The sequence below is a fragment of the Cryobacterium sp. Y11 genome (assembly GCF_002929535.1).
GTDB lineage: Bacteria > Actinomycetota > Actinomycetes > Actinomycetales > Microbacteriaceae > Cryobacterium.
In genome coordinates this window covers 58,246-81,471 of sequence record NZ_PJJO01000061.1, presented here as the reverse complement: position 1 = coordinate 81,471, position 23,226 = coordinate 58,246, and the positions used below count along the sequence as shown (strand labels likewise).

Annotated in this window: 22 protein-coding genes; 8 read left to right on the top strand and 14 right to left on the bottom strand. The window is 64.8% G+C overall.

Annotated features, from left to right (window positions below):
- Window positions 1-160 precede the first annotated feature (160 nt).
- The gene (locus tag CXY75_RS17060; RefSeq protein WP_104083998.1) at window positions 161-1,345 is read left to right on the top strand and encodes an acetyl-CoA C-acetyltransferase; all 1,185 of its coding nucleotides are present in this window, start codon (window positions 161-163) and stop codon (window positions 1,343-1,345) included.
- A 6-nt stretch (window positions 1,346-1,351) separates the two neighbouring features.
- Here the strand turns inward: CXY75_RS17060 and CXY75_RS17055 are convergent, their stop codons facing one another.
- Window positions 1,352-2,731, bottom strand: a complete 1,380-nt coding sequence (locus CXY75_RS17055; protein ID WP_104083997.1) for an RIP metalloprotease — start codon at window positions 2,729-2,731, stop codon at window positions 1,352-1,354.
- A gap of 167 nt (window positions 2,732-2,898) precedes the next feature.
- On the opposite strand from CXY75_RS17055, the gene CXY75_RS17050 reads away from it, so the two are divergent.
- Window positions 2,899-4,119, top strand: coding sequence for a serine/threonine-protein kinase (locus CXY75_RS17050; RefSeq protein WP_233201989.1), 1,221 nt, complete (start codon window positions 2,899-2,901; stop codon window positions 4,117-4,119).
- Window positions 4,116-4,583: a mucin-associated surface protein gene (locus CXY75_RS17045; RefSeq protein ID WP_146069522.1), complete on the top strand. Its 468-nt coding sequence runs from the start codon at window positions 4,116-4,118 to the stop codon at window positions 4,581-4,583. The genes CXY75_RS17050 and CXY75_RS17045 overlap by 4 nt, the downstream gene beginning before the upstream one ends.
- A gap of 8 nt (window positions 4,584-4,591) precedes the next feature.
- On the opposite strand, the gene CXY75_RS17040 is transcribed toward CXY75_RS17045, so the two are convergent.
- Window positions 4,592-5,674 carry a 1-deoxy-D-xylulose-5-phosphate reductoisomerase gene (locus tag CXY75_RS17040; RefSeq protein ID WP_104083994.1) on the bottom strand — a complete coding sequence of 361 codons (1,083 nt, stop codon included), beginning with the start codon at window positions 5,672-5,674 and terminating at the stop codon, window positions 4,592-4,594.
- 67 nt (window positions 5,675-5,741) lie between these two features.
- On the opposite strand from CXY75_RS17040, the gene CXY75_RS17035 reads away from it, so the two are divergent.
- Window positions 5,742-6,569 carry a lysophospholipid acyltransferase family protein gene (locus CXY75_RS17035; protein ID WP_369826746.1) on the top strand — a complete coding sequence of 276 codons (828 nt, stop codon included), beginning with the start codon at window positions 5,742-5,744 and terminating at the stop codon, window positions 6,567-6,569.
- A 41-nt stretch (window positions 6,570-6,610) separates the two neighbouring features.
- Window positions 6,611-7,957, top strand: coding sequence for an aminotransferase class III-fold pyridoxal phosphate-dependent enzyme (locus CXY75_RS17030; protein WP_104083993.1), 1,347 nt, complete (start codon window positions 6,611-6,613; stop codon window positions 7,955-7,957).
- Between the two features lie 47 nt (window positions 7,958-8,004).
- On the opposite strand, the gene CXY75_RS17025 is transcribed toward CXY75_RS17030, so the two are convergent.
- From CXY75_RS17025 to CXY75_RS17010, 5 genes are all read right to left on the bottom strand, one after another.
- Complete coding sequence (locus CXY75_RS17025) at window positions 8,005-8,811, bottom strand: hypothetical protein (protein WP_104083992.1); 807 nt, start codon at window positions 8,809-8,811, stop codon at window positions 8,005-8,007.
- A 38-nt stretch (window positions 8,812-8,849) separates the two neighbouring features.
- Complete coding sequence (locus CXY75_RS20780) at window positions 8,850-8,984, bottom strand: hypothetical protein (protein WP_255411805.1); 135 nt, start codon at window positions 8,982-8,984, stop codon at window positions 8,850-8,852.
- A complete protein-coding gene (locus CXY75_RS17020) occupies window positions 8,981-10,129 on the bottom strand; it encodes a hypothetical protein (protein ID WP_104083991.1) in 1,149 nt (382 codons plus the stop codon). The genes CXY75_RS20780 and CXY75_RS17020 overlap by 4 nt, the downstream gene beginning before the upstream one ends.
- Window positions 10,126-10,485, bottom strand: coding sequence for a PadR family transcriptional regulator (locus CXY75_RS17015; RefSeq protein WP_104084383.1), 360 nt, complete (start codon window positions 10,483-10,485; stop codon window positions 10,126-10,128). The genes CXY75_RS17020 and CXY75_RS17015 overlap by 4 nt, the downstream gene beginning before the upstream one ends.
- Before the next feature lie 121 nt (window positions 10,486-10,606).
- On the bottom strand, window positions 10,607-11,086 hold the full coding sequence (locus CXY75_RS17010) for an OsmC family protein (RefSeq protein WP_104083990.1): 480 nt from the start codon (window positions 11,084-11,086) through the stop codon (window positions 10,607-10,609).
- Between the two features lie 93 nt (window positions 11,087-11,179).
- On the opposite strand from CXY75_RS17010, the gene gabT reads away from it, so the two are divergent.
- Window positions 11,180-12,568: a 4-aminobutyrate--2-oxoglutarate transaminase gene (gene gabT / locus CXY75_RS17005; RefSeq protein ID WP_104083989.1), complete on the top strand. Its 1,389-nt coding sequence runs from the start codon at window positions 11,180-11,182 to the stop codon at window positions 12,566-12,568.
- 7 nt (window positions 12,569-12,575) lie between these two features.
- Window positions 12,576-13,568 (top strand): asparaginase, encoded by a 993-nt coding sequence (locus CXY75_RS17000; RefSeq protein ID WP_104083988.1) that lies wholly within the window; start codon window positions 12,576-12,578, stop codon window positions 13,566-13,568.
- A gap of 42 nt (window positions 13,569-13,610) precedes the next feature.
- On the opposite strand, the gene CXY75_RS16995 is transcribed toward CXY75_RS17000, so the two are convergent.
- Genes CXY75_RS16995 through CXY75_RS16980 form a run of 4 tightly spaced genes read right to left on the bottom strand, consistent with a single transcriptional unit; the run spans window position 13,611 to window position 17,762 of the window.
- Complete coding sequence (locus CXY75_RS16995) at window positions 13,611-14,417, bottom strand: ABC transporter permease (RefSeq protein WP_233201988.1); 807 nt, start codon at window positions 14,415-14,417, stop codon at window positions 13,611-13,613.
- A complete protein-coding gene (locus tag CXY75_RS16990) occupies window positions 14,414-15,346 on the bottom strand; it encodes an ABC transporter permease (protein WP_104083987.1) in 933 nt (310 codons plus the stop codon). The genes CXY75_RS16995 and CXY75_RS16990 overlap by 4 nt, the downstream gene beginning before the upstream one ends.
- A 2-nt stretch (window positions 15,347-15,348) precedes the next feature.
- Window positions 15,349-16,548, bottom strand: coding sequence for an ABC transporter ATP-binding protein (locus tag CXY75_RS16985; protein ID WP_104083986.1), 1,200 nt, complete (start codon window positions 16,546-16,548; stop codon window positions 15,349-15,351).
- Window positions 16,548-17,762 carry a PotD/PotF family extracellular solute-binding protein gene (locus CXY75_RS16980; protein ID WP_104083985.1) on the bottom strand — a complete coding sequence of 405 codons (1,215 nt, stop codon included), beginning with the start codon at window positions 17,760-17,762 and terminating at the stop codon, window positions 16,548-16,550. Before CXY75_RS16980 ends, CXY75_RS16985 begins: the two co-directional genes overlap by 1 nt.
- Window positions 17,763-17,998: 236 nt before the next feature.
- On the opposite strand from CXY75_RS16980, the gene ald reads away from it, so the two are divergent.
- A complete protein-coding gene (gene ald, locus CXY75_RS16975; protein ID WP_104083984.1) occupies window positions 17,999-19,126 on the top strand; it encodes an alanine dehydrogenase in 1,128 nt (375 codons plus the stop codon).
- Between the two features lie 24 nt (window positions 19,127-19,150).
- Here ald and CXY75_RS16970 read toward each other — a convergent pair whose 3' ends face one another.
- From CXY75_RS16970 to CXY75_RS16960, 3 genes are all read right to left on the bottom strand, one after another.
- Window positions 19,151-22,156, bottom strand: coding sequence for an FtsK/SpoIIIE domain-containing protein (locus CXY75_RS16970; protein ID WP_104083983.1), 3,006 nt, complete (start codon window positions 22,154-22,156; stop codon window positions 19,151-19,153).
- Between the two features lie 95 nt (window positions 22,157-22,251).
- Complete coding sequence (locus CXY75_RS16965; protein WP_104083982.1) at window positions 22,252-22,836, bottom strand: FHA domain-containing protein; 585 nt, start codon at window positions 22,834-22,836, stop codon at window positions 22,252-22,254.
- Between the two features lie 11 nt (window positions 22,837-22,847).
- On the bottom strand, window positions 22,848-23,192 hold the full coding sequence (locus tag CXY75_RS16960) for a zinc ribbon domain-containing protein YjdM (protein WP_104083981.1): 345 nt from the start codon (window positions 23,190-23,192) through the stop codon (window positions 22,848-22,850).
- Between the last annotated feature and the right edge of the window lie 34 nt (window positions 23,193-23,226).

The following is a 23,226-nucleotide window of genomic DNA, read 5'->3' as shown; positions in this document are numbered from 1 at the left end:
ATGCTGTGCCGCCCATCACAATGCGGGGCAAACTGCCCCCGAATTCCACCCTGGCACAGTATCGGGCGTAGGAATGCATCAATACCGTCCGCCGCGTTACAGTCGAGTAATAGAGTCGGTGAGTCTTTCCCGCGCTCGCTGTACAGACGAAGGAGTCTCCATGTCCGAAATTGACGTCGTTATTCTGGCCGGTTCCCGCACCCCGCAGGGTCGCGTGAACGGACAACTCTCATCCCTGACCGCCGTTGACCTCGGCACCGCCGCCATCGCCGGCGCCCTCGCCCGTGCCGGGGTAGCCCCGGAGCAGGTGGACTTCGTGTTGATGGGACAGGTCTTGCAGGCCGGCTGCGGGCAGAACCCAGCCCGGCAATCCAGCGTGGCTGCCGGCATCCCCTGGAACGTGCCGGCCATGACGCTCAACAAGGTGTGTCTCTCTGGCCTGGCCGCTGTCATCGACGCGGCCCGGCTGGTGCGCCTCGGTGAAGCGGATGTCGTCGTGGCCGGCGGTCAGGAGTCCATGTCCCGCGCGCCCCACCTGCTGCCCGGCTCCCGCCAGGGCTGGGCCTACGGAACCGTGTCCGCCCTCGATCACGCCGCGCACGACGGACTCACCGACGCCTTCGATGGTCTCTCGATGGGCCTCTCGACCGAACGCGCCAACGTGGAGCTCGGCCAAACCCGCCTCGAGCAAGATGACATTGCCGCAGCATCGCACCAGCGCGCCGCAGCTGCCGCCGCGAACGATGTATTCCACGACGAAATCACGCCGATCAGCGTGCCGCAGCGCAAGGGCGAGCCACTTGTGATCAGCACCGACGAGGGCGTGCGCGCCGAAAGCACGACCGAGACACTCGGCCGTTTGCGTCCAGCGTTCGACCCGACCGGCAGCATCACCGCCGGCAACGCGGCACCCCTGAGCGACGGTGCGAGCGCGCTCGTCGTCACCAGCCGCGCCTGGGCCGAGAAGCACGGCCTGCCGTGGCTGGCCGTGATCGAGGCCAGTGGCCAGGTTGCTGGCCCGGACAACTCGCTGCATTCCCAGCCGGCCAATGCCATCGCGCATGCCCTGACCCGCCAGGGTTGGACTACCGCCGACCTCGACGTGATCGAGATCAACGAGGCGTTCGCCTCCGTTGTCGCCCAGTCATCGAAGGTGCTTGGCGTAACTACCGACGTGGTGAACATTCACGGCGGCGGCATCGCGATCGGCCACCCGATCGGATCCAGCGGTGGGCGCATAGCCCTGCACGCCGCGCTCGAACTGTCCCGGCGCGGCACGGGCAAGGCTGCCGTAGCCCTGTGCGGCGGCGGCGGCCAAGGCGAGGCGCTCCTGCTGTCCCGGTAGCGCGAGTTACCCGAAGAAGTTGACCGGCTTGACGATGTCGGCGTAGATCAGCAGCAGGCTCATGCCGGCGAGCAAAACCACGACCGCCAGGGTGAGCGGCATGAGCTTGGCCATGTCTACCGGCCCCGGGTCTGGCCGCTTGAACAGTTTTGCAAAGAATCGACGGATGCCTTCCCACAGCGCGCCGGCAACGTGGCCGCCGTCCAGCGGCAGCAGTGGTACCAGGTTGAACACGAACAGCGCGATATTGAGCGACCCGAGCAGGCCAAGCATGCTCGCAACTTTGTCGGCCACCGGGATTGTGTCGATGCTCGCGAGTTCGCCGGCGACCCGGCCAACGCCAACCACGCTGATCGGGCCGTTCGGGTCGCGCTCGCCCGGCCCGAACGCCGCGTTGGCGACGGCCACGAGTCGGTCGGGCAGGTTGATGATGATCTGCGCGACACCGGCGATGTTGTCGCCGACCGCGGGCAGCACGGCCGTCACCGGCTGTGGCACCAGCTCGGCGGCAGGGGCGATGCCGGCGAAGCCGACCTGCTCGGTGATCGCAGCGCCGGCGGCATCCGTTTTGATTTCGTTTTTGTCGGTATAAACGTAGCGTTCGGTGAGTTTTGGTGCCAGCGTCAGGTTTACGGCGGCGCCAGCACGGTCGACGACCAGGGCAACGGTTTGTCCAGCCGAGGCGCGGATGATCTCGGTGGATTGTGCCCAGCTGGTGATGGCGGTTCCGCCCATGCTGACTAGGCGGTCGCCGGGTTTGAGGCCGGCGGCGGCGCCGGGCGAGGCTTCGTCGGTGGCCGCGCAGGTTTGCCGGTCACTCGATGCCGGCAGCACGCACTCGCTCACGCTGCCGACGGTGGTGCTGATCTGCATGCTGCCGAATCCCATCAGCAGGATGGCGAACATCACGATCGCGATGAGCAGGTTCATGGTGGGCCCGCCGAGCATGATGATGATTCGTTTGTAGACGGGGAGCTGGTAGAACGCGCGGTGGTCTTCGCCCTCGCCGATGGTCTCGGCGCTGGCCTGGCGGGCGTCGTCGACCAGGGTTGATAGGGCGCTGGTCTTTTTCTCCGGCGCGCCCTCCTGCACCATAGTGTCGAAGAATCCGGTGGTGGTGCTGCGGGGAGCCCCGCCCTTCTTGGACGGCGGGAACATGCCGATCATGGCGATATAGCCGCCCATGGGGATGGCCTTGACGCCGTACTCCGTCTCACCCTTGGTACGTGACCAGAGCGTCGGGCCGAAGCCGATCATGTACTGGGTCACCTTGACGCCGAACAGCTTCGCCGGCAGCAGGTGGCCGATTTCGTGCAGGCCGATCGAGACGGCGAGGCCCACGACGACAATCGCGACGCCCAATATGAACAGCAGTACGGTTTCCACTGAAGAAGAGTAACCGCACCAAGCTGCAAAGGGGCTGGCCGTGGCCACTGTGCCTCCCGCTAAGCGGATGCATGTGCTTTGCTAGAAGTCGGACACACCAGGAGGTCCCCCTGTCTCACGAACCCGTTCCCACTCAGCAGCTGCCACCACTCGGCCCGGTCGGCAGCGTGTTGGCCAACCGTTTTCTGATCGAGAGCCTGATCGGCACCGGGGGGATGGCATCCGTTTATCGGTCCACGGACACGGCGCTGGGCCGTAGCGTTGCCGTCAAGTTGTTTCGCGCCGACGGCGGCGCCTCAGAGCCGGAGCGTCAGAGCGGTGAAATTGCCCTACTAGCGAGCCTGAACCACTTCGCGCTGGTCACACTGTTCGACGCGGGAACGGCGACCGTCGATGGCTTTTCGCGCGCTTTTATCGTGATGGAACTCGTCGACGGCCCCGATCTTCGCGCCCGCATCGAGGGCGGCGCGCTGCCGAGCCGTGACGTGGCCGGGATGGGCGCCGACCTGGCCGAAGCTCTGCACTACGTGCACGCGCGGGGCATCATCCACCGAGATGTAAAGCCCGCCAACGTTTTGTTGGCGCCCTCGGGCTTTCCCGGGCGCGGCATGCACGCCAAGCTCGCCGATTTCGGCATCGCCCGGCTGCTCGATCAGACCCGGCTCACGGCGACCGGGACGCTGCTGGGAACGGCCAGCTATCTCAGCCCCGAGCAGGCGCTCGGCGGGGCTATCGGTTCTTCATCGGACGTCTATTCGCTCGGCCTGGTGCTGCTGGAATGTCTCACCGGCGAGCGCGCCTACCCCGGAACCGCCGTGGAATCGGCGATGGCCCGGTTGCAACGTCAGCCAGAGATCCCGAGCCTGCTCGGGGCCGACTGGACCGATATTCTCGCGGCCATGACCGCCCGGGAAGCCACCGACCGACCCACCGCCGCCGAGGCCGCAGTATTGCTGCGGGCGTTGGCCACCGGCAGCAGCAACGCCGATGTGCCCACCATGCTGTTGCCTGCGGCGGCGCCGACTGCCACCCAGCTATTGCCGGTCGCCGCGCCCGATCCCACCCTCGCGTTGCCGGCCGCAGCGCCCGAACCAACCCTGCTGTTGCCGGCCGCCACTGCCGGCTCCGACGTTGCTCCGACCGAGATCCTGAAAACGGATGCTCCCGCCAACGTCCCCGCCGCGCGCCCGGCCAAGCCGCGCCGCCCGGAGCGGCGGCACGTGCTCGTTCTGCTGGCGAGCGGGCTCACCCTGATCGCCCTCGCCGTCGCTGCTCTGCTCCTGCTGAATCCGGCCGAAGCGCCAACCGCGGTGCCGCCGAGCTATCCGGCCGTCGACGGCACGCTGGGCACTCATCTGCAACAACTTCAGGAAAGCGTGAACCCGTGAATCGACGCAGTCCACTGTCCATGGCCGTGGCCACCCTGCTCCTCCTGCCGCTGGCCGGCTGCACGGCCGCCCCCGTCGACCTGCACGCCGCCACGGCCGAGCAGCTACAGACCGAGATTCTTGCGATCAGTGAGGCTTCAGCCGCAGGAGACTTTGCCGACGCCCAGTCACTGCTCACCGCCATGCAAGCGAACCTGCGCACGGCAGCAGCATCCGGTCAGGTCAGCGCCGAGCGATCGGCGTCCATTCAGTCCGCGATCAATCTGGTGCAGGGCGACCTGACCGTTGAAATCGATGCCGCCGTCGTTGCCGCCGAGGCCGCGGCTCAGGCCGAGGCTCAGGCCGCGGCGGAGGCAGCAGCCGCAGCCGCCGAGCGAAACAACGAAGACGCCAAGGACCGCGCCGAGCAGGCCAAGGACGACGCGGAAAACGCCAAGAAAAACCGCGAAGACCGGGACGACTGACCGGCGCGCTAGCGCGCTGCGATCAGCTTGTCGGCCGCGGCCCGTGCCCACCGTTCGGCCTCGGCGAGTGACTCCCGGGTGAGCTCTCCACCCTGTTCGTGCGATTCGACCACGCGCAGCACGGTGTCGACGATGTGCAGAAGGCCGATACGTCCGGCGTGAAAAGCGGCAACGGCCTGCTCGTTGGCCGCGTTGAATACCGCGGGGTAGGTGCCACCCTTGCGGCCGACCCTTTTGGCCAGCTCAACCGCCGGAAAGGCCGCATCGTCGAGCGGTTCGAAGGTCCAACTGTGCGGAACGGTCCAGTCGATTGGCGTGCCGACGGCGGCGACCCGGTTCGGCCAGTCGAGGCCGAGCGAAATCGGTAGCCGCATGTCCGGCGGTGAAGCCTGGGCGATGGTCGACCCGTCGATAAATTCGACCATGGAGTGCACCACTGATTGCGGATGAACGACGGCGTCGATGCGATCGTATTCCACGTCGAACAAGAGGTGTGCCTCGATGATTTCCAGGCCTTTGTTCACCAGCGTCGCCGAGTTTGTGGTCACCACCAGTCCCATGTTCCAGGTTGGGTGCGCGAGGGCCTGCGCCGGGGTTACGCGAGCGAGCTGGTCACGGCTGAAACCTCGAAAGGGGCCACCGGATGCCGTCAGCACGAGCCGGCGCACCTCATCCGCTGTTCCTGCACGCAGGGCCTGGGCGATCGCCGAGTGTTCCGAATCAACCGGCACGATCTGTCCGGGAGCGGCGAGCGATTTGACCAGGTCGCCGCCGACGATGAGCGATTCTTTGTTGGCGAGGGCGAGGGTGCGTCCGGCCGCGAGCGCGGCGAGAGTCGGGCCGAGGCCGATCGAACCGGTGATGCCGTTGAGCACGACGTCGGCGTCGACGTCCCGCACAAGCTGCTCGGCAGCATCCGCTCCTACAGCGGTGTGTTCGACCTGAAAGTCCAGAGCTTGCGCATCGAGCAGTTGGCGGTTGCTGCCGGCGGCGAGTCCGACCACCTCGAATCGCTCGGGATTAGCGCGAATGACGTCGAGCGCCTGGGTTCCGATCGAGCCAGTCGACCCAAGAATGATTACTCTGCGCATACCTCCATGCTAGGTGCCGGGCGCGGCGAATGTTCGATGCTGGCCAGCCGTGGCGTAGTGTCAACGGGTGACTGGTGCCGATGCAGAACCCAAAGACAACACTGAAACCATCACGATCGATAGCCATGATGCCGCCGTCGCGGATGACGCCCCCGATGAACCAGAACGGGTCAAGCGCCCGGGATTCGTCTATTTTCTCGGCTACGGAATCATGGCGCCCGTCGCCCGAATCGTGTTTCGGCCAGAGATCGTCGGCCGCGAGAACATCCCAGCGACCGGCAGCGTCATTCTCGCCAGCAACCACCTGTCGTTCATCGACAGCCTCGTCATTCCGCTCGTCGCGACCCGGCGCGTGCAGTTTTTGGCAAAATCCACCTACTTCACCGGAACCGGCTTTAAAGGCTGGGTGTCCCGCACCTTCTTCACCGCGATCGGTGCCATCGGCGTTGAACGCGGCGCCGGGCAGGCCGCGCAGGTCGCGCTCGACGCCGGTCGCGCCGTGCTTGACGCTGAGGGAGCCTTCGCGATCTATCCGGAAGGCACCCGATCCCTCGACGGCCGCCTCTATAAGGGACGCACCGGCGTGGCCTGGCTCGCCCTCACTACTGGCGCTGTCGTCGTTCCGGTCGGTTTGATCGGCACCCAGGAGATTCAGCCGGTCGGCACCAAAATACCGCGCATCCGCAAGGTCACCGTTACTTTTGGTGAACCGCTCGACCTCGGCCATCACGGCCCGGCAACTTCTGGCAAGGCTCGCCGGCAGGCAACGGATGAGATCATGGCGGCCATCCACAAGCTGTCCGGTCAGGAATTGGCCAACGCCTACAACGAATCGCCACCGGTCGGCACCCTCAATCGCATCGCAAACCGGGTATTTCCGCGCGAACGCCTCTAACAGGTGTCACCGTGCCCGGCCGACAGTTCTAGGCTGGAGGAATGACTGCAACGTATTCGGTGCCCCAGCAACGCAAACTCGTGACGGCTCTCCCCGGCCCTAAGTCGGTTGAGCTGCAGGCCAGACGTGAGAAAACGGTCGCCCGCGGCGCCGGAACCCTGGCCAATATCTACATGGACCACGGCGCGGGAGCCATTCTGGTCGATGTCGATGGAAACCAAATCATCGACCTCGGATCTGGCATCGGGGTGACCACGATCGGTCACGCGCATCCGGATGTCGCAGCAGCAGCATCCGCTCAAGCGGCGAAGCTGACCCACACCCTGTTCACGGTAACGCCATACGAGAACTATGTGGCGGTCGCCGAGAAGCTGAGCCAGATCACCCCCGGTGACTTTGAGAAGCACTCGATTCTGGTCAACACCGGCGCTGAGGCGGTGGAGAACGCGGTGAAGATTGCCCGCAAGTTCACCGGTCGCCGTGCCATCGTGGCGCTCGACCACGCTTTCCACGGCCGCACCAACCTGACCATGACGATGACCTACCGGCCCTGGCCCGAACGCGCCGGCATGGGCCCGTTCCCTGGCGAGATTTACAGTGTGCCAACGAGCTACCCGTTCCGCGACGGCCTGAGCGGGCTCGAAGCGGCCGAGAAGACCATCGACTACATCACAACCCACATTGGTGCCACCGAGATCGCGGCGTTCTTCGTCGAGCCGATTCAGGGCGACGGCGGCGTGGTCATTCCGGCCCCCGGCTATTTCAAGCGCATTCGCGAGTTCTGCACCGAGAACGGCATCGTCTTTGTCGCCGATGAGATTCAGGCCGGCCTCGCCCGCACCGGCGTCTGGTACTCGATCGAACACCACGACGTCGTGCCCGACCTCGTCACCACGGCCAAGGGCATCGCCGGCGGCTTTCCGCTGGCCGCCGTCACGGGACGTGCCGACATCATGGATTCCGTGCAGCCCGGCGGCATTGGCGGCACCTTCGGTGGCAACCCGGTTTCGACAGCCGCCGCCCTCGCGGTGTTCAACCTGATCGAGCAGGGCGATCTGCTGGGCGAAGCCAAGCGCGTCGAGGCTGCGCTCTGGGCGCGCATCGGCGACTGGGCCGAGAAGTTCTCCATCGTCGGCGAGGTGCGCGGTAAGGGCGCCATGTTCGGCGTCGAGCTCGTGCACCCCGGCACCAAGAAGCCCTACCCAGAGGCTCTCACCGCCGTGCTCAAGCATGCGTCCATGAACGGCGTTATCGCGCTGGATGCCGGCAGCTGGGATTCCGTGCTGCGCATCATGCCGAGTGTCGTGATCTCCGGCGAGCTGATCGACGATGCTGCGACCGTGCTCGAAGAAGCACTTACCGCTCTGGTCGCCGCCTACCCGGCGTAGTTGCTCGCGTCGTAGCTCCCCCGTCACGGCTCGGTGACGGGTAACTACTAGTGGGGCGGGCTCGTCACGAGACGCGTTGAGCAGCCGAGTTCACCGGGCTCGATCCAGGTGCGATCGAAGCTGGCGAACTCCACCACACCGTCGACACCGCGCACTCCCACGATGCATTCGCGCTCACCGGGAACACCAACGGCGGCCAGGAATTCGTCACCGACGACATCCGTTTCGACGGAAATGAAGTCGTGCGGGAAGGCGGCGCGCACGTCTCGTTCCAGACTCGCGCTCGTCGCGGCACCGAGTACCGTCACGAGCAGGTCCCTGGCGTCGTCGGGCAGGGCCGGGAGTGGCGCCGCGGTCGGGGTGGTGATCTCGGGGTTGTCCGGGCACTTGATGCCTTTTCGGGTGACCGGATGTGGTCGCCGGAAAACCTCGTAGCGAAAGCATTTTGTGGCACTGCCGTCTGCGTACGAGGAATCGCCGATCCCGACCGCATGCTTCTGCTCCACATCCACTCGGATGCGCACCTCGATGCGAGCGCCGGACTCGTCACCGGAGCTCCCGCTCCACGCGAGTGTGTCCGCGTAGACCGCAAAACCACGGCCGCCAGCCTCGGAATTCAGCGGCGTAATGTAGGTGGCCGCAAACCACTCTGCATCGCGTACCCTCGACACCGGCGAGTCCAGCTCGTCGGTGAGCTCCGCAGCTATGTGGTCGACCGTGTCGGCAGCGACGCTCTCACCGGTAGCGCAGCCGGTAAGCGCGAGGAGTGCGGCGGCCATCGCTGCGCTCGTGGCGAGCCAGCGCGCTCGTGCAACCGCGAAATTGTTTGGCCCGTGCATGATGTGTCGACTCATGGTTCCCCTCTGGTGCCACCCTAATCCGCGCGGTCCAGTCAGGTCGAGGGAACTCCGTCACCGGGGTGGTTGCCCACCGCAACCCAGTCGGTGATGTCGACCGACCGGGTCGGCGGCAGGTCGATGGCCGACGGGCTGATGACCGCCACCAGATCGGCGGCCGGCCGCATCATTGTCCGGCCACCGGCGCAGCGGATGCTGTCGGTTCCGGCGAAAGCGTCGGCGCAGCGGATGCTGTCGGTTCCGGCGATAGCGCCGGCGAGGGTGTCGGTGACGGTGTGGGCGACACCTCCCCCGCTGCCGGCACGTCGACGAGCGGCCGCACCTGGGCGAACGGCAACGGCGCGGGCGCGGCATCCGTTTGGTCGGCCGGTCCGAGGTAGTCGTAATTGTTGTAGTCGATGTCCGCTGATTTTATGAGGCGCAGCGGGAACACGTTCCAGCCGCTGCCGCCCGGCACCATCAGGCTCGGCACGACCCTGTCCTCCACGCCGGCCGCATCAGACTGGAGCAGGTAGTTGGTATCGGCCGGTTCATTGACCAGGTTGAGCGCGTGCCCGTCCTGGTCGAACAGCTGCACATCGGTGAGCGGCTGGCCGTCGGCGTCATAGGCGAACACATTGGTCACTTCCTGACCGTTCTGCAGGAGTCCCGTCGTGCTGTACGGGTTGTAATCCGGATACGCGTTGGCCTGCGCAGACGCCACCTGATGCGCAGTGAGATTCAGGATCAACGGCAGGGCCAGGACCGCGCACACACTGACCACGGTGCGAAAGCGTGGCAGCCAGCGCCAGGGCAGCCACCGGCCGCGCCCCCATTGCACGCTCAAAATCACGAAGGCGCAGAGCACAAGCCAACGCACGGGGTCGGTCGGCACCGTGCTGACGGCGCCGCCCGCAAAGACCGACGCGACCACGTAAACGACCCAGCCGCGCAGCACCCACCAGAGCGGGCGAAGCACGAGCAGAAAGTCGAGCACCGCCGCACCGGCCGTGCTCGAGCGGATGCGCCGAGCGGCGTCCGCTCGCGCAGCACCGACCCGGATGCGCAGCCGGCTCAGCTCCGACACCCGAACCGTGGAATCCTCTCCCCGCCCAGCAAACCCGGCAGCGCCGCGCAGCTCGTCGGCGTAAGCCACCGGATCGCCAAGCTCAAAGCCCGGCGCATCAACATCGGCGACATCGGCAGCCTGCTCGGTCAGGTCTGCTTCGAGGCCGTCGGTGAGATCGTCGATATCATCGACCGAAAGGTCGCTCAGGGACGCCCGCACGGCCAGGGCGAAGTCGTGAATGGACTGGGTGGTGGCGGTTTCGCTCATGACTGGTCACCAATCGTACGGAGGTGGACGGTGGATTGCGGCTTCTCGAGCAGCTGGGTGAGAGTATCGGCGAAGGCGGTCCAGTTTGCGCGCTGTTCAGCGAGCAGAGCCCGGCCGTTCGCGTTCATTCCGTAGTACTTTCGGTGCGGCCCGCCGTCGGACGGCACGACATAGCTCGACAGCGCTCCTGCGCTGTACAACCGCCGCAGGGTGCCGTAGACCGACGCGTCGCCGACCTCATCGAGCCCGGCGGCGCGCAACCGGCGCACGATGTCATAGCCGTAGCCGTCGTCGTCGACGATCACGGCCAGGACGGCCAGATCGAGCACCCCCTTGAGCAACTGGGTGGTATCCATCAGCATCCCTTCGATCGGCGCGAGCCTTCAACGGATCCCACACTACTATGCAAACCGCAGTACCGCGTCATGCGTAATTTGAGCCGACGTCACCGAGCCGTGAGTGTTGGTCGCCGAGCCCCTACGCCGTGGTGACCGGCTCGTGACCGACCGGAAAGTTCACGGATGCCGCGATGAAGCATTCACGGGCGGCCTCGGCGTGCAGCGACTGCGCGAACTCGACCTGCTCGGGGTCGGTGATCGTGACTCGTGGCCGCAGGGTGGCCGTGGTGAAGTGGCCACCGTCTCCGACCTGTTCCATGGTGCCGATCGGGGCATCCGTATATGCCGTCACAATGACCCCGTTGCGGGCAGCCACGTGCAGGTACGACATCAGATGGCATTGACTGAGCGCTGCGAGCAGCAGTTCCTCGGGATTCCAGCGGTCGTTATCACCGTGAAACGTGGGGTCGGACGAGCCCATGATGGGCGCCTTCTCAGCGGATGCCCGGCCGGCCGGCGAAATCAGATGATCGCGCCCGTATGCCTTATAGTGGCTCGTTCCGGTGCCGCGATTGCCGGTCCACTCGACCCGCACCGCATATTCGTGCATTCCGTTCATACTTCTCCCCTATCCATGCATGATTTCGCCCTACACAGATTCTTGCAGCCGAAGTCAGGTTCACGCTGCCCCGGTGGGTACAGTGGAATCACCATGACTGACACCCTTTCTGATTCTGCCACCGTTGCCGCCACCACAACTGCACCTTCTCCATACGTCATAGTGCAAGAACGAAAGATCGTCACCGCCATCCCCGGTCCGATCTCGGCGGCATTGCATGAGCGGCGCCGAGCGGTCGTCTCCGACGGTGTCAGCTCCATGCTCCCCGTCTACATTGCCAAAGCCAACGGCGCGATCCTGGTTGACGTCGACGGCAACCAGTTCATCGACCTCGGAGCCGGAATCGGCGTGACCACGATCGGCCACACCGAGACGAGCGTTGTCGCGGCCGCCGTCGAACAGTCCCAGGACTTCATTCACACCCTCTTCACCATCACGCCGTACGAAGAATACGTGCGCGTCGCCGAGCTGCTCGCCGAGCACACCCCCGGTGACTTCGCGAAGAAGAGCGTGCTCATCAACTCCGGCGCCGAAGCCGTCGAGAACGGCGTGAAGATCGCCCGCAAGTACACCGGCCGCCGCGCCGTCGCGGTACTTGACCACGCGTACCACGGTCGCACCGTGCTGACCATGGCTATGAACTACAAGGCCATGCCATACGCGGCCGGTTTCGGCCCACTCGCGAGCGATGTGTACCACGCACCGAGCTCTTACCCCTATCACGACGGTCTGACCGGCGCCGAGGCGGCCGCGCGCACGATCGCCTACCTCGACAAGGTGATCGGGGCATCCGATCTGGCCTGCCTCGTCGTTGAACCCATTCAGGGTGAGGGCGGTTTCATGGTGCCAGCAGATGGCTACCTGCCCGCCCTGCAGGAATGGTGCACCATCAACGGTGTCGTGATGATCGCCGATGAGATTCAGAGCGGAATGGCCCGCACCGGAAAGTACTTCGCGAGCGAGCACTTCGGCTGGATCCCCGACCTCGTGCTCACCGCCAAGGGCATTGCCGGTGGCTTCCCACTCGCCGCCGTCACCGGCCGCGCCGAGATCATGGATGCCGCCCAGCCCGGTGGCCTCGGCGGCACCTTCGGTGGTAATCCCGTCGCCTGCGCCGCGGCGATCGCCGTGTTCGAGGCGATCGAGGCGGGCAACCTGCTCGGCGAGGCAGCGCGCATCGGAAAGTCCCTCACCGCGGGCCTGACCGCGCTGAAGAACAAGTACAACATCATCGGTGAGATTCGCGGCCACGGCGCTATGATGGCCATCGAACTGGTGCAGCCCGGCACCGGTGACACCACGAAAACGCCGAATGCTGCCGCCGTCAGCGCCATCTCCAGCTACGCCAGCCAGCACGGCGTTCTGCTCCTCACCGCAGGAACCTACGGCAACGTGCTGCGCTTCCTGCCGAGCCTCGCGCTCTCCGATGCCCTCATCGTCGACGCCCTCTCGGTGATCGACGACGCCATCGCTACGCTGTAGTCCCCTCGTGACTGAAACTTTCACGGTCGACGATTCCGTCGAGCTTGCCGTCGTTACGCGCAGCGGCTTCGTTGAATCCCGGCACGCCGGTTCGGCAATCGTGCTCGGCACCAATGGCGAGGTGCTGCGCACGCTCGGCGATGTCACCAGCCCGGTTTTTCCGCGTTCGGCGATGAAACCGTTCCAGGCCGTTGCTGTCATGGCCAGCGGCGTCGCCCTGCGGGGAGCGGATGCTGCCATCGCCACCGCGAGTCACACCGGCACGGCAGAACACATCATTTTGGTGCGGGGGTTGCTCAGCCGGGCCGGAGTGCCCGAAACCGCTCTCGCCTGCCTGGCCGCCTGGCCGATCGACTCCGCCGCGCGTGACGCTCTGGTGCGACTCGGGGCCAGCAAGGCTCCGGTCTATATGGAATGCTCGGGCAAGCACGCGGCCATGCTCGTGGCCTGCCAGCAGAACGGCTGGGCGCTGGAGGGGTATCTGCAGCCGGAGCATCCGCTGCAAAAACGCATTCTCGACGTGCTCGAACGGTTTACCGGCGAACGATCTGAAGCCTCGGGCGTCGATGGGTGCGGCGCCCCGGTGCACGCTATTTCGCTCACCGGATTGGCGCGCGGCATCGCCCGCATTGCCACGAGCAAGTCCAACTCGCCGTTCGCGATCTACCGGGAGGCCGGCTTTCTCGCCGAAGCTGTGCGCGCCAACGGCTGGGTCATTGCTGGTCCCGGCCACTCCGACAGCATCGTGATCGACCGGCTCGGTCTGTTCGTGAAGGGCGGCGCCGAGGGCATCATGGTCGCCGCCGCCGAGAACGGTACGACGGTGGCGCTGAAGATTCTCGATGGCAACCTGCGCGCCGCCGCCGCTGTCGCGCTGGGCCTGCTCGCCGATGCCGGAGCGCTCACGCGAGCGGATGTCGACGAGTTGCTGCCAGAACTCGACCTCACCATCACCGGCGGCGGCCTTCCGGTCGGAGAGATTCGCGCGAGCTACGTCTAACCGGTTCGGCGATCGCCCGCGAGGCCTTCGCCCTGGCCTCGACTAGCTGAGCTTGGCCAGTCGCCGCGCTCTCGCTGCCCCGGACACTTGCACCGTCACGACGACGACGAGCGCGAGAATGAATACGGCCGAGGCGAGCACGTTGGCCTCGGCCGGAATGCCGCGTGCAGCCGAAATGTAGATGTACTTCGGGAACGTCGTCACAGCACCGGAGTTGAAGTTCGTAATGATGAAGTCGTCGAAAGACAGGGCGAACGAGAGTAATGCAGCCGCGAGAATTCCGGGCAGTAGCAACGGAAAGGTGATGCGAGCGAAGACCTGCACGGCCGAACCGTAGAGGTCGCGGCCCGCTTCTTCGAGCGCCGGGTCGAGACTCGCCACCCGCGCCTTGACCGTGACCACCACGAAGCTGATGCAGAACATGGTGTGCGCGAGAATGATCGTCAGCATGTCTTTCGGCACTCCGATCGACAGAAACTGGGCCGCCAGTCCCGCGCCGAGCACGACCTCCGGGGTCGCCATCGGCAAAAACAGCAGCAGGCTGGTCTGTGACCGAAATTTGAACCGGTAACGCACGAGGGCAATCGCGATCATGGTTCCGAGAGTGGTCGCGATAACGGTGGCGACGGCCCCGATAAACAGGCTGTTGCCGAAGGCCTGGCAGACGACTCCGTTCTGCACGTTGCAGACGTTCAGCCACTTGTCGAAGGTGAAGCCCTGCCAGGTGATATTCGATTTATGGGAGTCGTTGAAGGAGTAGACGAAGGTGTATCCGATCGGGATCATGAGAAACAGCAGAGCCAAGGCACTGTAGACCGGCAGCAACCATTTGCCGAGGGAGAGTTTCACAGCAGCTCCTCCGTTCCGGATCGTTTGATGTAGATACCGACGATCACGAGAATCACCGTCATCAGAAGGATCGACAGTGCGGCGGCGGCGGGAAAGTTTTGCAGCACCAGAAAGTTGGCCTCGATCACGTTACCCATCATCTGGGTACCGGTGCCGCCGAGAAAGTCCCGGCTGGCGTTGATATAATCGCCGGCCGCTGGGATGAAGGTGAGTAGGGTGCCCGCAACGATGCCGGGCATTGACAGCGGAATGGTGACCTTGCGAAACACCTGGAAAGGGCTCGCGTAGAGATCGTTTCCGGCTTCGAGGTAGCGCACGTCGAGTCGCTCCAGCGTTGTGTACAGCGGCAGGGTCATGAACGGAATGAAGTTGTAGGTCAGGCCGAAGATCACCGAGAATGCCGTGCCGGTCACGTGGGCTTCCGGTGCCAGCAGTGAGAGGGCCTTGAGCGACTGCACGACGTAGGATTCGTCGGAGAACAGCTGCTTCCAGGCCAGGGTGCGCAGCAGAAAACTGATGAAAAACGGCGCGATCACGAGCACGAGCATGAGGCTTTGCAGCAGCGGCCAGCGCCGCGCCTTCACCCCAATGAAGTAGGCCAGCGGGTAGCTGATCAGCAGGGCGAAGAACGTCGCCGCGAGCGCATAACTAAAGGAACGCACAATGTGCGGCCAATAGGTCGTGACGACCTCGACGTAGTTCTGCCAGCGAAAGGCATAGTCATACTGGCCGATGTCGCCGAACTCCCGTGGAGCTTGAAACGAGGTCAGCAGCAATGACACCAACGGGGTAAGAAAGAACAACACCAGATACAGGATGCCCGGCAACAGCAGAAAGAGCGCGACCGGGCTGCGACGCCGAGCAACCGGGTCGCTCGACGGTGCGCTCGTGGTTGACGGCGCTGTTGACGCGAGTACGGCGAAGGCCATCGTCAGGCCTCCTCAAGCTCCGTGATCAGCGACGACCGACGCTGCTGGGCGATGGTCTTGGTGTCGAGATCAGCTTCGAATCGCGGAGTATCGGCCGGATCGTCGTCGAGCCCGAAGCCGTGGTCGACGTTCCAGCTGAGCCAGACCTCAGCGCCGACGTGTGCCGCCGGTCCGAAAGCCATGTTCTGGGCGAACACCACGAGCGTGCCGACGCTGGGAACGGCAACGAGGTATTGGGTGCTGACCCCGCTGAAGGACACGTCGATGACCTTGCCGGGGCCCATGGCATTGCGGCCAGAGTCGTGGGCGGGTGCATCGACGTGCAGGGTGAGTTTTTCGGGACGCACACCAATCGTGACCTCGCCAGAGACCCGGTGCGCCCGCCCGAGCGGCACCACAATCTTCTGGCCAGACACGTCGACGGCGATGGCGGTGCTCGTTGTCGACACGACCGGTCCGGTGAACAGGTTGGATTGACCGAGAAAGTTTGCCACGAACGCTGTCTTCGGCAGCTCGTAAAGCTGCTGCGGCTCGCCCATCTGCTCGATCCGGCCCTTGTTCATGACCGCGATGGTGTCGGCCATGGTCATGGCCTCCTCCTGGTCGTGGGTCACGTGCAGAAAGGTCAGGCCAACCTCTTCTTGAATCGTCTTCAGCTCGAGCTGCATCTGACGTCGCAGCTTGAGGTCGAGGGCGCCGAGCGGCTCATCAAGTAGCAGTAGCGCCGGTCGGTTCACGATCGCTCTGGCCAGGGCAACTCGCTGCTGCTGACCGCCGGAGAGCTGCTGCGGTTTGCGGTGAGCGAGGTGATCGAGTTCCACCAGGAGGAGTGCCTCATGCGCCTTAGCCACGGGGCCTTCGATCTTGCGGCGACGCAGCCCGAAGGCGACGTTCTCCAGCACGGTCATGTGCGGAAACAGGGCGTAGCTCTGGAACACCGTGTTAACCGGGCGCTGGAAGGATTTCTGATTCGTCACATCCGCTCCCCCGATGAGGATGCGGCCGTTGGTCGGTTCCTCCAGGCCGGCGACCAGACGCAGGGTCGTCGTCTTGCCGCAGCCGGAGGGGCCGAGCAGCGCGAAGAATGACCCGGCCGGAATGGTGAGGTTGAGATTTTCAATAGCGGTGAACCCGGGGAAACGTTTTTCGATACCGACCAGTTGGAGGTCGGCGCCACGATCAGCGAACGCACCGTCGCCCATCAGGCTGCACCTAGCAGGATCGCCTGAAACTGGTTGTTGAAAATCTGCTCCTCCGTGCCATCGAGGCCCCGGAAGACGTAGGCGTTGGCGAGGGTCGCGTCGTCGGGAAAGATCAGCGGATCTTCGGCGAGCGCCGGGTCGATGGCCAGCATGGCTTCCTTGGCGCCGACAACCGGGGTGATGTAGTTGACGTAGGCGGCGACCTCGGCGGCAACGGCCGGGTCGTAGTAGTAGTTGATGAGTTCTTCGACGTTTTTCTTACCGGGCGATCCGATCGGAACCACAAAGTTGTCGTTCCAGAGCGTGCCGCCCTTTGCGGGAACGATGAAGCCCCACTTGTCGCCGTTTTCGGCGTTGAGCTGCACAATGTCACCCGACCAAACGATCGCGGCTAGGGTGTCCTCGTTGGCGAGGTCCTCTTTGTACGAGTTGCCCTTGATGTTGCGAATCTGGCCGTCGGAGACCTGCTTCTCGAATTCGTCGATGGCGGCGGTGAACTCGTCTTCTCCCCAGTCACCGGAGATGTCGACGCCCTGATCGAGCATGATCAGGCCCATGGTGTCGCGCATTTCGGAGAGCACACCGACGCGACCCTTCAGATCGGGCGCCCAGAGGTCTTCGACCGATGTGAGTCCCTGCGGATACTTTTCCTTGTTCCAGGCCAGTCCGGCGAATCCGCCCTGCCACGGCACGCTCATGGCACGACCAGGGTCAAAATCCACGTCCTGCAGCGACGGCAGCAGATTGGCGAGGTTGGGAATGTTCGCGTGGTCGAGTTTCTGGGTGTAGCCGAATCGAATCATGCGGCTGACCATCCAGTCGGTCAGGCAGACGACGTCGGCGCCGATGTCCTGACCGAGGGCGAGCTGATCTTTCACCTTGCCGTAATAGGAGTTGTTGTCGTCGACGGCTTCGGTGTACTTGACCGAAATACCCGTCTGTGCCTTGAATGCTTCAAGCGTTGGATAGTTTCCCGCATCATCGACGTCGATGTAGAGAGCCCAGTTGTCCCAGCGGATGGTCTTGTCTGTCGCCGAAGTGTCTGCCGCAGCAGTGGGCTTGGCCGCGGTTCCTGAGGAGCAGGCGGCGAGCGCGAGAGCCGTAGCACCGGCACCGGCGCCGGCCAGCAGCGTGCGACGGCCCATTTGCGAGTTCTGTGCCTGACGAATGAGCTGGCGAATCATAGGGTCGGCGGGCAGCGGCTTGGACTTCATCAAGGTTCTCCTAGAATTCTGGGCACGCACGGTCAGTACTCTCTGCGTTGTGAGTTGGTCGATAGTTACACAAATCATAGGTAATCGCACCTGAAACTGGTCAAAACATTGATCTTGCAATCGATTTGTCACGAAATCAGCACATATTCGCACTCAGCTTGACGCAGAGGGGTCGCCCTCGAAATCGTTGGTATCGAATACTAGGGTGATGCGCAAGAGAAATCGTGAGGAGCACCATGAAGATCGCAGTTCCCACCGAGATCAAGAACAATGAGTTTCGGGTCGCGATCACTCCCGCCGGGGTGCACGACCTGGTCGGCCACGGTCACGAGGTTCTCGTGCAGGCCGGTGCAGGGGAAGGCTCGTCGATCAGCGACGAGCAGTATGCAACAGCCGGAGCCACGATTCTGCCGGACGCCGCGAGCGTGTGGGCATCCGCTGATCTGTTGCTGAAGGTGAAGGAGCCGGTGTCGAGCGAATACGGCTACTTTCGCGCCGGGCTGGTGCTGTTCACGTACCTGCACCTCGCAGCGGAACCCGAACTGACCCGGGCCCTGCTCGCCAGTGGGGTCACCGCGATCGCCTACGAGACGGTGCAGCTGCCGTCGCGGTCCCTGCCCCTGTTGGCGCCGATGAGTGAGGTCGCCGGTCGACTGGCACCGATCGTGGGCGCTAATGCCATGCTCAAACCGAACGGTGGCCTCGGTCTGCTGGTACCCGGCGTACCCGGCACCCATCCGGCCAAGATCGCTGTTCTCGGCGGCGGCGTCGCTGGCACCGCCGCAATGCAGGTGTCGCTCGGACTCGGCGCAGAGGTCACCGTGCTCGACACCAATCTGTTTCGGCTGCGCGAGATCGACTCCCTGCACTTCGGCCGGGTCAAGACCATCGCCTCGAACAGCTTCGAAATTGACAAGGCCGTATCGGAGGCCGATATGGTCATCGGTTCGGTGCTAATTCCGGGGGCGAAGGCTCCGAAGCTGGTCAGCAACGAGTTGGTGTCACGAATGAAACCGGGCAGTGTGCTGGTGGATATCGCTGTTGACCAGGGCGGATGCTTCGAAGGCACCCACCCGACCACGCACGCCGACCCCACGTTCACTGTGCATCGATCGTTGTTCTACTGCGTTGCAAACATGCCAGGTGCTGTGCCGCACACCTCGACCTACGCGCTGACCAACGCGACGCTGCCCTACATTCGGGCTCTCGCAACGCTTGGCTGGGTGAACGCGCTGCGAGCGGATCCCTCGCTCGCTCTCGGCCTCAACGTCTTCGGCGGGCACCTGATCAGCGCGCCCGTGGCGATCGCCCATGGCCTGAGACACCGTCCACTCGCGGAGGTGCTGAACTCGCGTCAGTGCTGATCTCGCCTCAGTGCTGATCTCGCGTCAGTGCTGATCGGCCGTTTCCGGCAGGACCGCGCGCGTCACCTCCCCGTCAGGATGCAATACCCACACCCGGCCGCGCCCGGGTGCAAGCGGTGGCGGCAATTCACGCCGGTGACTGATCAACCGAAAGTCCGAGAGACTGCACCGATCGAAGACAATGCTGGCGTGGCTGCTGTGTAGCCGCGCCAGCATCGTCCAGTTCGTCTGCCAGGTGTCGGAGTCACCGACGACGATCAGCTGGCCGTGAGCATCCGTTTGACTCCCGTCGACAGTGATCTGCAGAGCGGATGCCGCCGGCCCACTCGTTGCCGCCAGCTCGATCACCGGGAGCGCTAGGGCAGCGCGCAGGCGTGCGGCCGTTCGCGCCGGTGACGAGGACACGATCAGGAGCGGTCCCGCCGTGGGGAGCGCGGCGGGGAGCGCCGTGGGAAGTCGCGTAGGGAAAGCTATGGGCATCGAATCGGGCTGAGCGGGCAGCGCGGCGTCCGGCGCGAGCAGTTGCACGCGGAGAGTGCGCCACACTCCCCCGCCTGGTGGCAGTGCCGGGTTATAGCCGGTTGAGAGCCCTCCGGCAGCAAGGTGGTCCTGCACGCTGGGCAATTTCAGCAGCAGCGTGCTCTGGCAGAGGGCTGCCAGGCCGGGGATCACGCTGGTGTGTCGTTGCACGGCGACGACGATGTGCACCCCGGCGGCCGGTCCGTCACGCAACAGCCCGGTGAGCATGTCGACCGCGGCCAGGCGATGGTCAGGGTGCCAACGGGCACAGACCGAGTCGAAGTCGTCAAACAACAGCAGTCGTGGCGCTGAGGCCGTCTGAGTTCCGGTTTCAATCGCGGTGCAGACCCGTTCCAGGGCGTCCCAGACCATCTCAATGTCGCCGCTGATGTGGTCAACCTCGACGCGCTGCTCGACCGCGCTGCCGGAAATCACCCGGGCGAGGGTATGCAGCAGCGTGGACTTGCCGGAGCCGGCTCCGCCGACGACGAGCAGGTGCCCATCGGTTTGGGGTTCGTAGGCGAACACGCGGTAGCGCTGACGCTCCGGTTCGTCGAGCAATCCGAGGCGGTAGCCCAGCGCAGGGGCCTCCTCTGCTCGTGCACCTAATTGATCGACCGCGCGCAGATCGGTCGCGGTCACCAGCTGCGGCAGCGCATCCAGCCACGGCCGCCGCGCGGGGCCACCAGAGGGTGTCGATAACGCGGAAGCCTCCGCGATGTAAGCAATGTCGGCTTCCCCGGTCGAAGCTACCTGGCAGAGCATCGGTTCGTTCATCTCGGTGGCGACCACGCACCGCCCGGGCTGATTCGGTGCCAGCGCGGCCGCGGCGTCCGTTCCGATCACCGCCTGGCTGTCGGCGCGATTGTTCACCCGCAGCGATAGGCGCAGGCTGCAGTTGGCCAGGAGGGCATCGCGCACCACCCCGGCCGGCCGTTGAGTGCACAAAATTAGGTGCACCCCGAGTGACCGGCCACGCGCGGCAATGTCGACGAACAGAGCGTGCAGCTCGGGGAAGGCCCCAAGCATGGTCGCGAATTCATCCACGACGATGACCAGCCGGGGCAGCGGATGCACCAGGCGAACGTCGGTCAGATCCCGCGCACCAGCTGCGCTCAGCATCCGCTCGCGGTAACGAAGCTCGGCCCCCAGACTCGCCAAGGCACGGGCCGCCGTATGTGAGTCGAGGTCGGTGATCAGGCCGACACAGTGCGGCAGGCGCCCGAGTGGCTGCAACGCGGCGCCGCCCTTGAAGTCGACGAGCAGAAAGTTCAGCTGATCGGGCGAGTAAGTCGCCGCCAGGGAGGCCACCCAGGTCGTCAGGAGCTCGCTCTTGCCGCTGCCCGTTGTGCCGCCAACGACGGCGTGTGGTCCGGACTGCACCAGATCGATGCGCACCGGCCCATCGCAGCCAACTCCGATCGGGCACGAGAGTTCGGAAGGAGCCCGGCCGGCCACGCTCGACGGTGCCGTGCTGAACGATGACGTGTCGGCGGCGAGCAGTTCCCGCAGAGTCGGGCTCGACGGAATCGTTCCGGCCGCGGCGAGAAGCCCGGCCGCTCGTGCTTGCCCGGCCAGCGCCACGGCGAAGTCGGCGGCCTCGGCCCGAGCCAGCAGTTCCGGGCAAAACTCTATCGGCGGCGCACGGTTCGGCGAGCGAACAACGTGTGCTCGCCCGGGGCCACCCACCCGTACGACGGTTCCGCACCCGGGGGGAAGGTCTTCCAGGCGCGTGGCTACGGCGATGAACAGCCGCGTGGGGCCGGGTTGCGGCGCGCCAGCTGTGCGCGGCAGTGCCACGGCTGCCGTCTCGCTCAGCACGATGAGCCGGCTTGCCGCTGACACGTTGGCGTGTGGGAGGTGTGCTGCCCACTCCCAACCGGGAGCATCGACCTTGAGCCCCACGTCGTGGGGTGACAGGGCGAAGCACAGTTGCACGAGCACCGCCCGGGCCAACGCTGCCGAAAGCGGCTCGGGGCCGACGATGCCAAGCCCCGTGGCCACGTCTACAACGATGGGCGCGTCGCTGACGGTCGCGGCCCGCTCCCTCAATTCGCGGTACTCGTTCGGACCGGTGGCTCCACCGAGTCTGATGCCGCTGGCGGCTGGGCCGGTGCCCAGGGTGACCAGCGTTGCATCTACTTGTCGCCAACGAGCGGCCGCGGCCAGGCCACGCACAATGTTGCGGGCCGACGGAGTGTGCTGCCAGGCAGCATCGCGCCAACGGGCTTGGCGTTCAGCGATCGCTGATCGAAGCACGGTTATGGCCTCGATCTGTGACGCCGCATCGGCAATTCGCCCCTTGCGGCCGGAGTGCTTCGAGTCGAACAGACTCGCCACCGCGATGAGAGGACTCAGCACGGCGAAGATCAACGCGAACGCCGAACCCGTGATCAGCCAAATCAAACCCGCGGCGACCAAGGGCGCCACCGTCGCCAGTAGCGGAAAAGCGGCGGGCTGCGGCGCGCTCGGCGTCGGCGGCAACGTGAGGGGCTCTTCGACGGTGGACACAGGTCAAGCAGACCAGCCAGCACCCCTGTGGCGGGCGTAAATGGGAGTATCGGTGTACAAGCGGGCGTGGTTGCCGCCTGTGGAGGAGCGGCCGGTCAGTCGACCGTGAACGAGATGTCGGCGATCTCGACCCTGGTTTCTCTCGGAAGCACATAGCGGCGTCCCGGCTCCAACGTCTCGGCAGCGTCGCCGGGCCGACGAATGACCGTGCCGTTGCCAGAGACCCGGTCACTGACCCAGAATTCCCCGTCGTGCTGGCCGAATTCCAGGTGGGTCTTCGAGACGGAACGGTCGGCATCCACTACCCGAATGAGGTCGTCAAATAGTTCGTCGGGTTGAGGTAGGGGTTTGCGGCCGATGAGGCCTGATCCCTGCACGGACACCGTCTGACCAGTGCTGAAGCTCAACTCGAAGGAAGCCCTACTCGGCAGTGCGACGATCGGGGCTGCGGGCGAAACCTCAGGCACGACACCGGATACCCCCACCGGCTCCGGCAGGGTGGCGGGAATCGGTATGGAGATGACAGCGGGTGGGCGCGGCAGCCGGGCAATGATCGTCGTGTCGTTCGGGCGCGGGTCTGGACGCTTGCGGGACGCCACTGTGGCGGTGCGGGAGCTACCGCATTCGCCGCAGAACAGGGAGCCGGCCGAAAGCCAGGCACCGCAAATCCGACACGTCACAATTTGCTCACTTAGACCTTCTTGACCAAGCTGCTCTTGAGTTGCATGAAACCAAAACCATCGACCTTGCAGTCAATGTCGTGGCCGTCAACCGGGTCGACGAGACGAATGTTACGCACCTTCATGCCGACCTTGATCGACAACGATTGGCCCTTGACTTTGAGATCCTTGATGACCGATACGGTGTCACCGTCGGACAAAACGGTTCCGAAGGCGTCCTTAACGACGGTCTCCTGCTCTTCGTCAACCGGTTCATCCGACCACTCGTGGGCGCAGAGCGGGCACACCAGCAGAGCGCCCATTTCATAGGTCAGGTCGCTGGAGCATGCAGGGCACGGGGGCAGGGTCTCATTCACTCGTTACATAATACGCGAGTGGTCTAGCGCCTCG

Coding starts and splice junctions, on each gene's coding strand:
- CXY75_RS17015 (WP_104084383.1), bottom strand. CDS start 10,485: ATGGATACCACCCAGTTGCTCAAGGGGGTGCTCGATCTGGCCGTCCTG.
- ald (WP_104083984.1), top strand. CDS start 17,999: ATGAAGATCGCAGTTCCCACCGAGATCAAGAACAATGAGTTTCGGGTC.
- CXY75_RS17040 (WP_104083994.1), bottom strand. CDS start 5,674: ATGCGCAGAGTAATCATTCTTGGGTCGACTGGCTCGATCGGAACCCAG.
- CXY75_RS17030 (WP_104083993.1), top strand. CDS start 6,611: ATGACTGCAACGTATTCGGTGCCCCAGCAACGCAAACTCGTGACGGCT.
- CXY75_RS17025 (WP_104083992.1), bottom strand. CDS start 8,811: ATGAGTCGACACATCATGCACGGGCCAAACAATTTCGCGGTTGCACGA.
- CXY75_RS17060 (WP_104083998.1), top strand. CDS start 161: ATGTCCGAAATTGACGTCGTTATTCTGGCCGGTTCCCGCACCCCGCAG.
- CXY75_RS20780 (WP_255411805.1), bottom strand. CDS start 8,984: ATGATGCGGCCGGCCGCCGATCTGGTGGCGGTCATCAGCCCGTCGGCC.
- CXY75_RS17020 (WP_104083991.1), bottom strand. CDS start 10,129: ATGAGCGAAACCGCCACCACCCAGTCCATTCACGACTTCGCCCTGGCC.
- CXY75_RS17010 (WP_104083990.1), bottom strand. CDS start 11,086: ATGAACGGAATGCACGAATATGCGGTGCGGGTCGAGTGGACCGGCAAT.
- gabT (WP_104083989.1), top strand. CDS start 11,180: ATGACTGACACCCTTTCTGATTCTGCCACCGTTGCCGCCACCACAACT.
- CXY75_RS16990 (WP_104083987.1), bottom strand. CDS start 15,346: ATGGCCTTCGCCGTACTCGCGTCAACAGCGCCGTCAACCACGAGCGCA.
- CXY75_RS16985 (WP_104083986.1), bottom strand. CDS start 16,548: ATGGGCGACGGTGCGTTCGCTGATCGTGGCGCCGACCTCCAACTGGTC.
- CXY75_RS16980 (WP_104083985.1), bottom strand. CDS start 17,762: ATGAAGTCCAAGCCGCTGCCCGCCGACCCTATGATTCGCCAGCTCATT.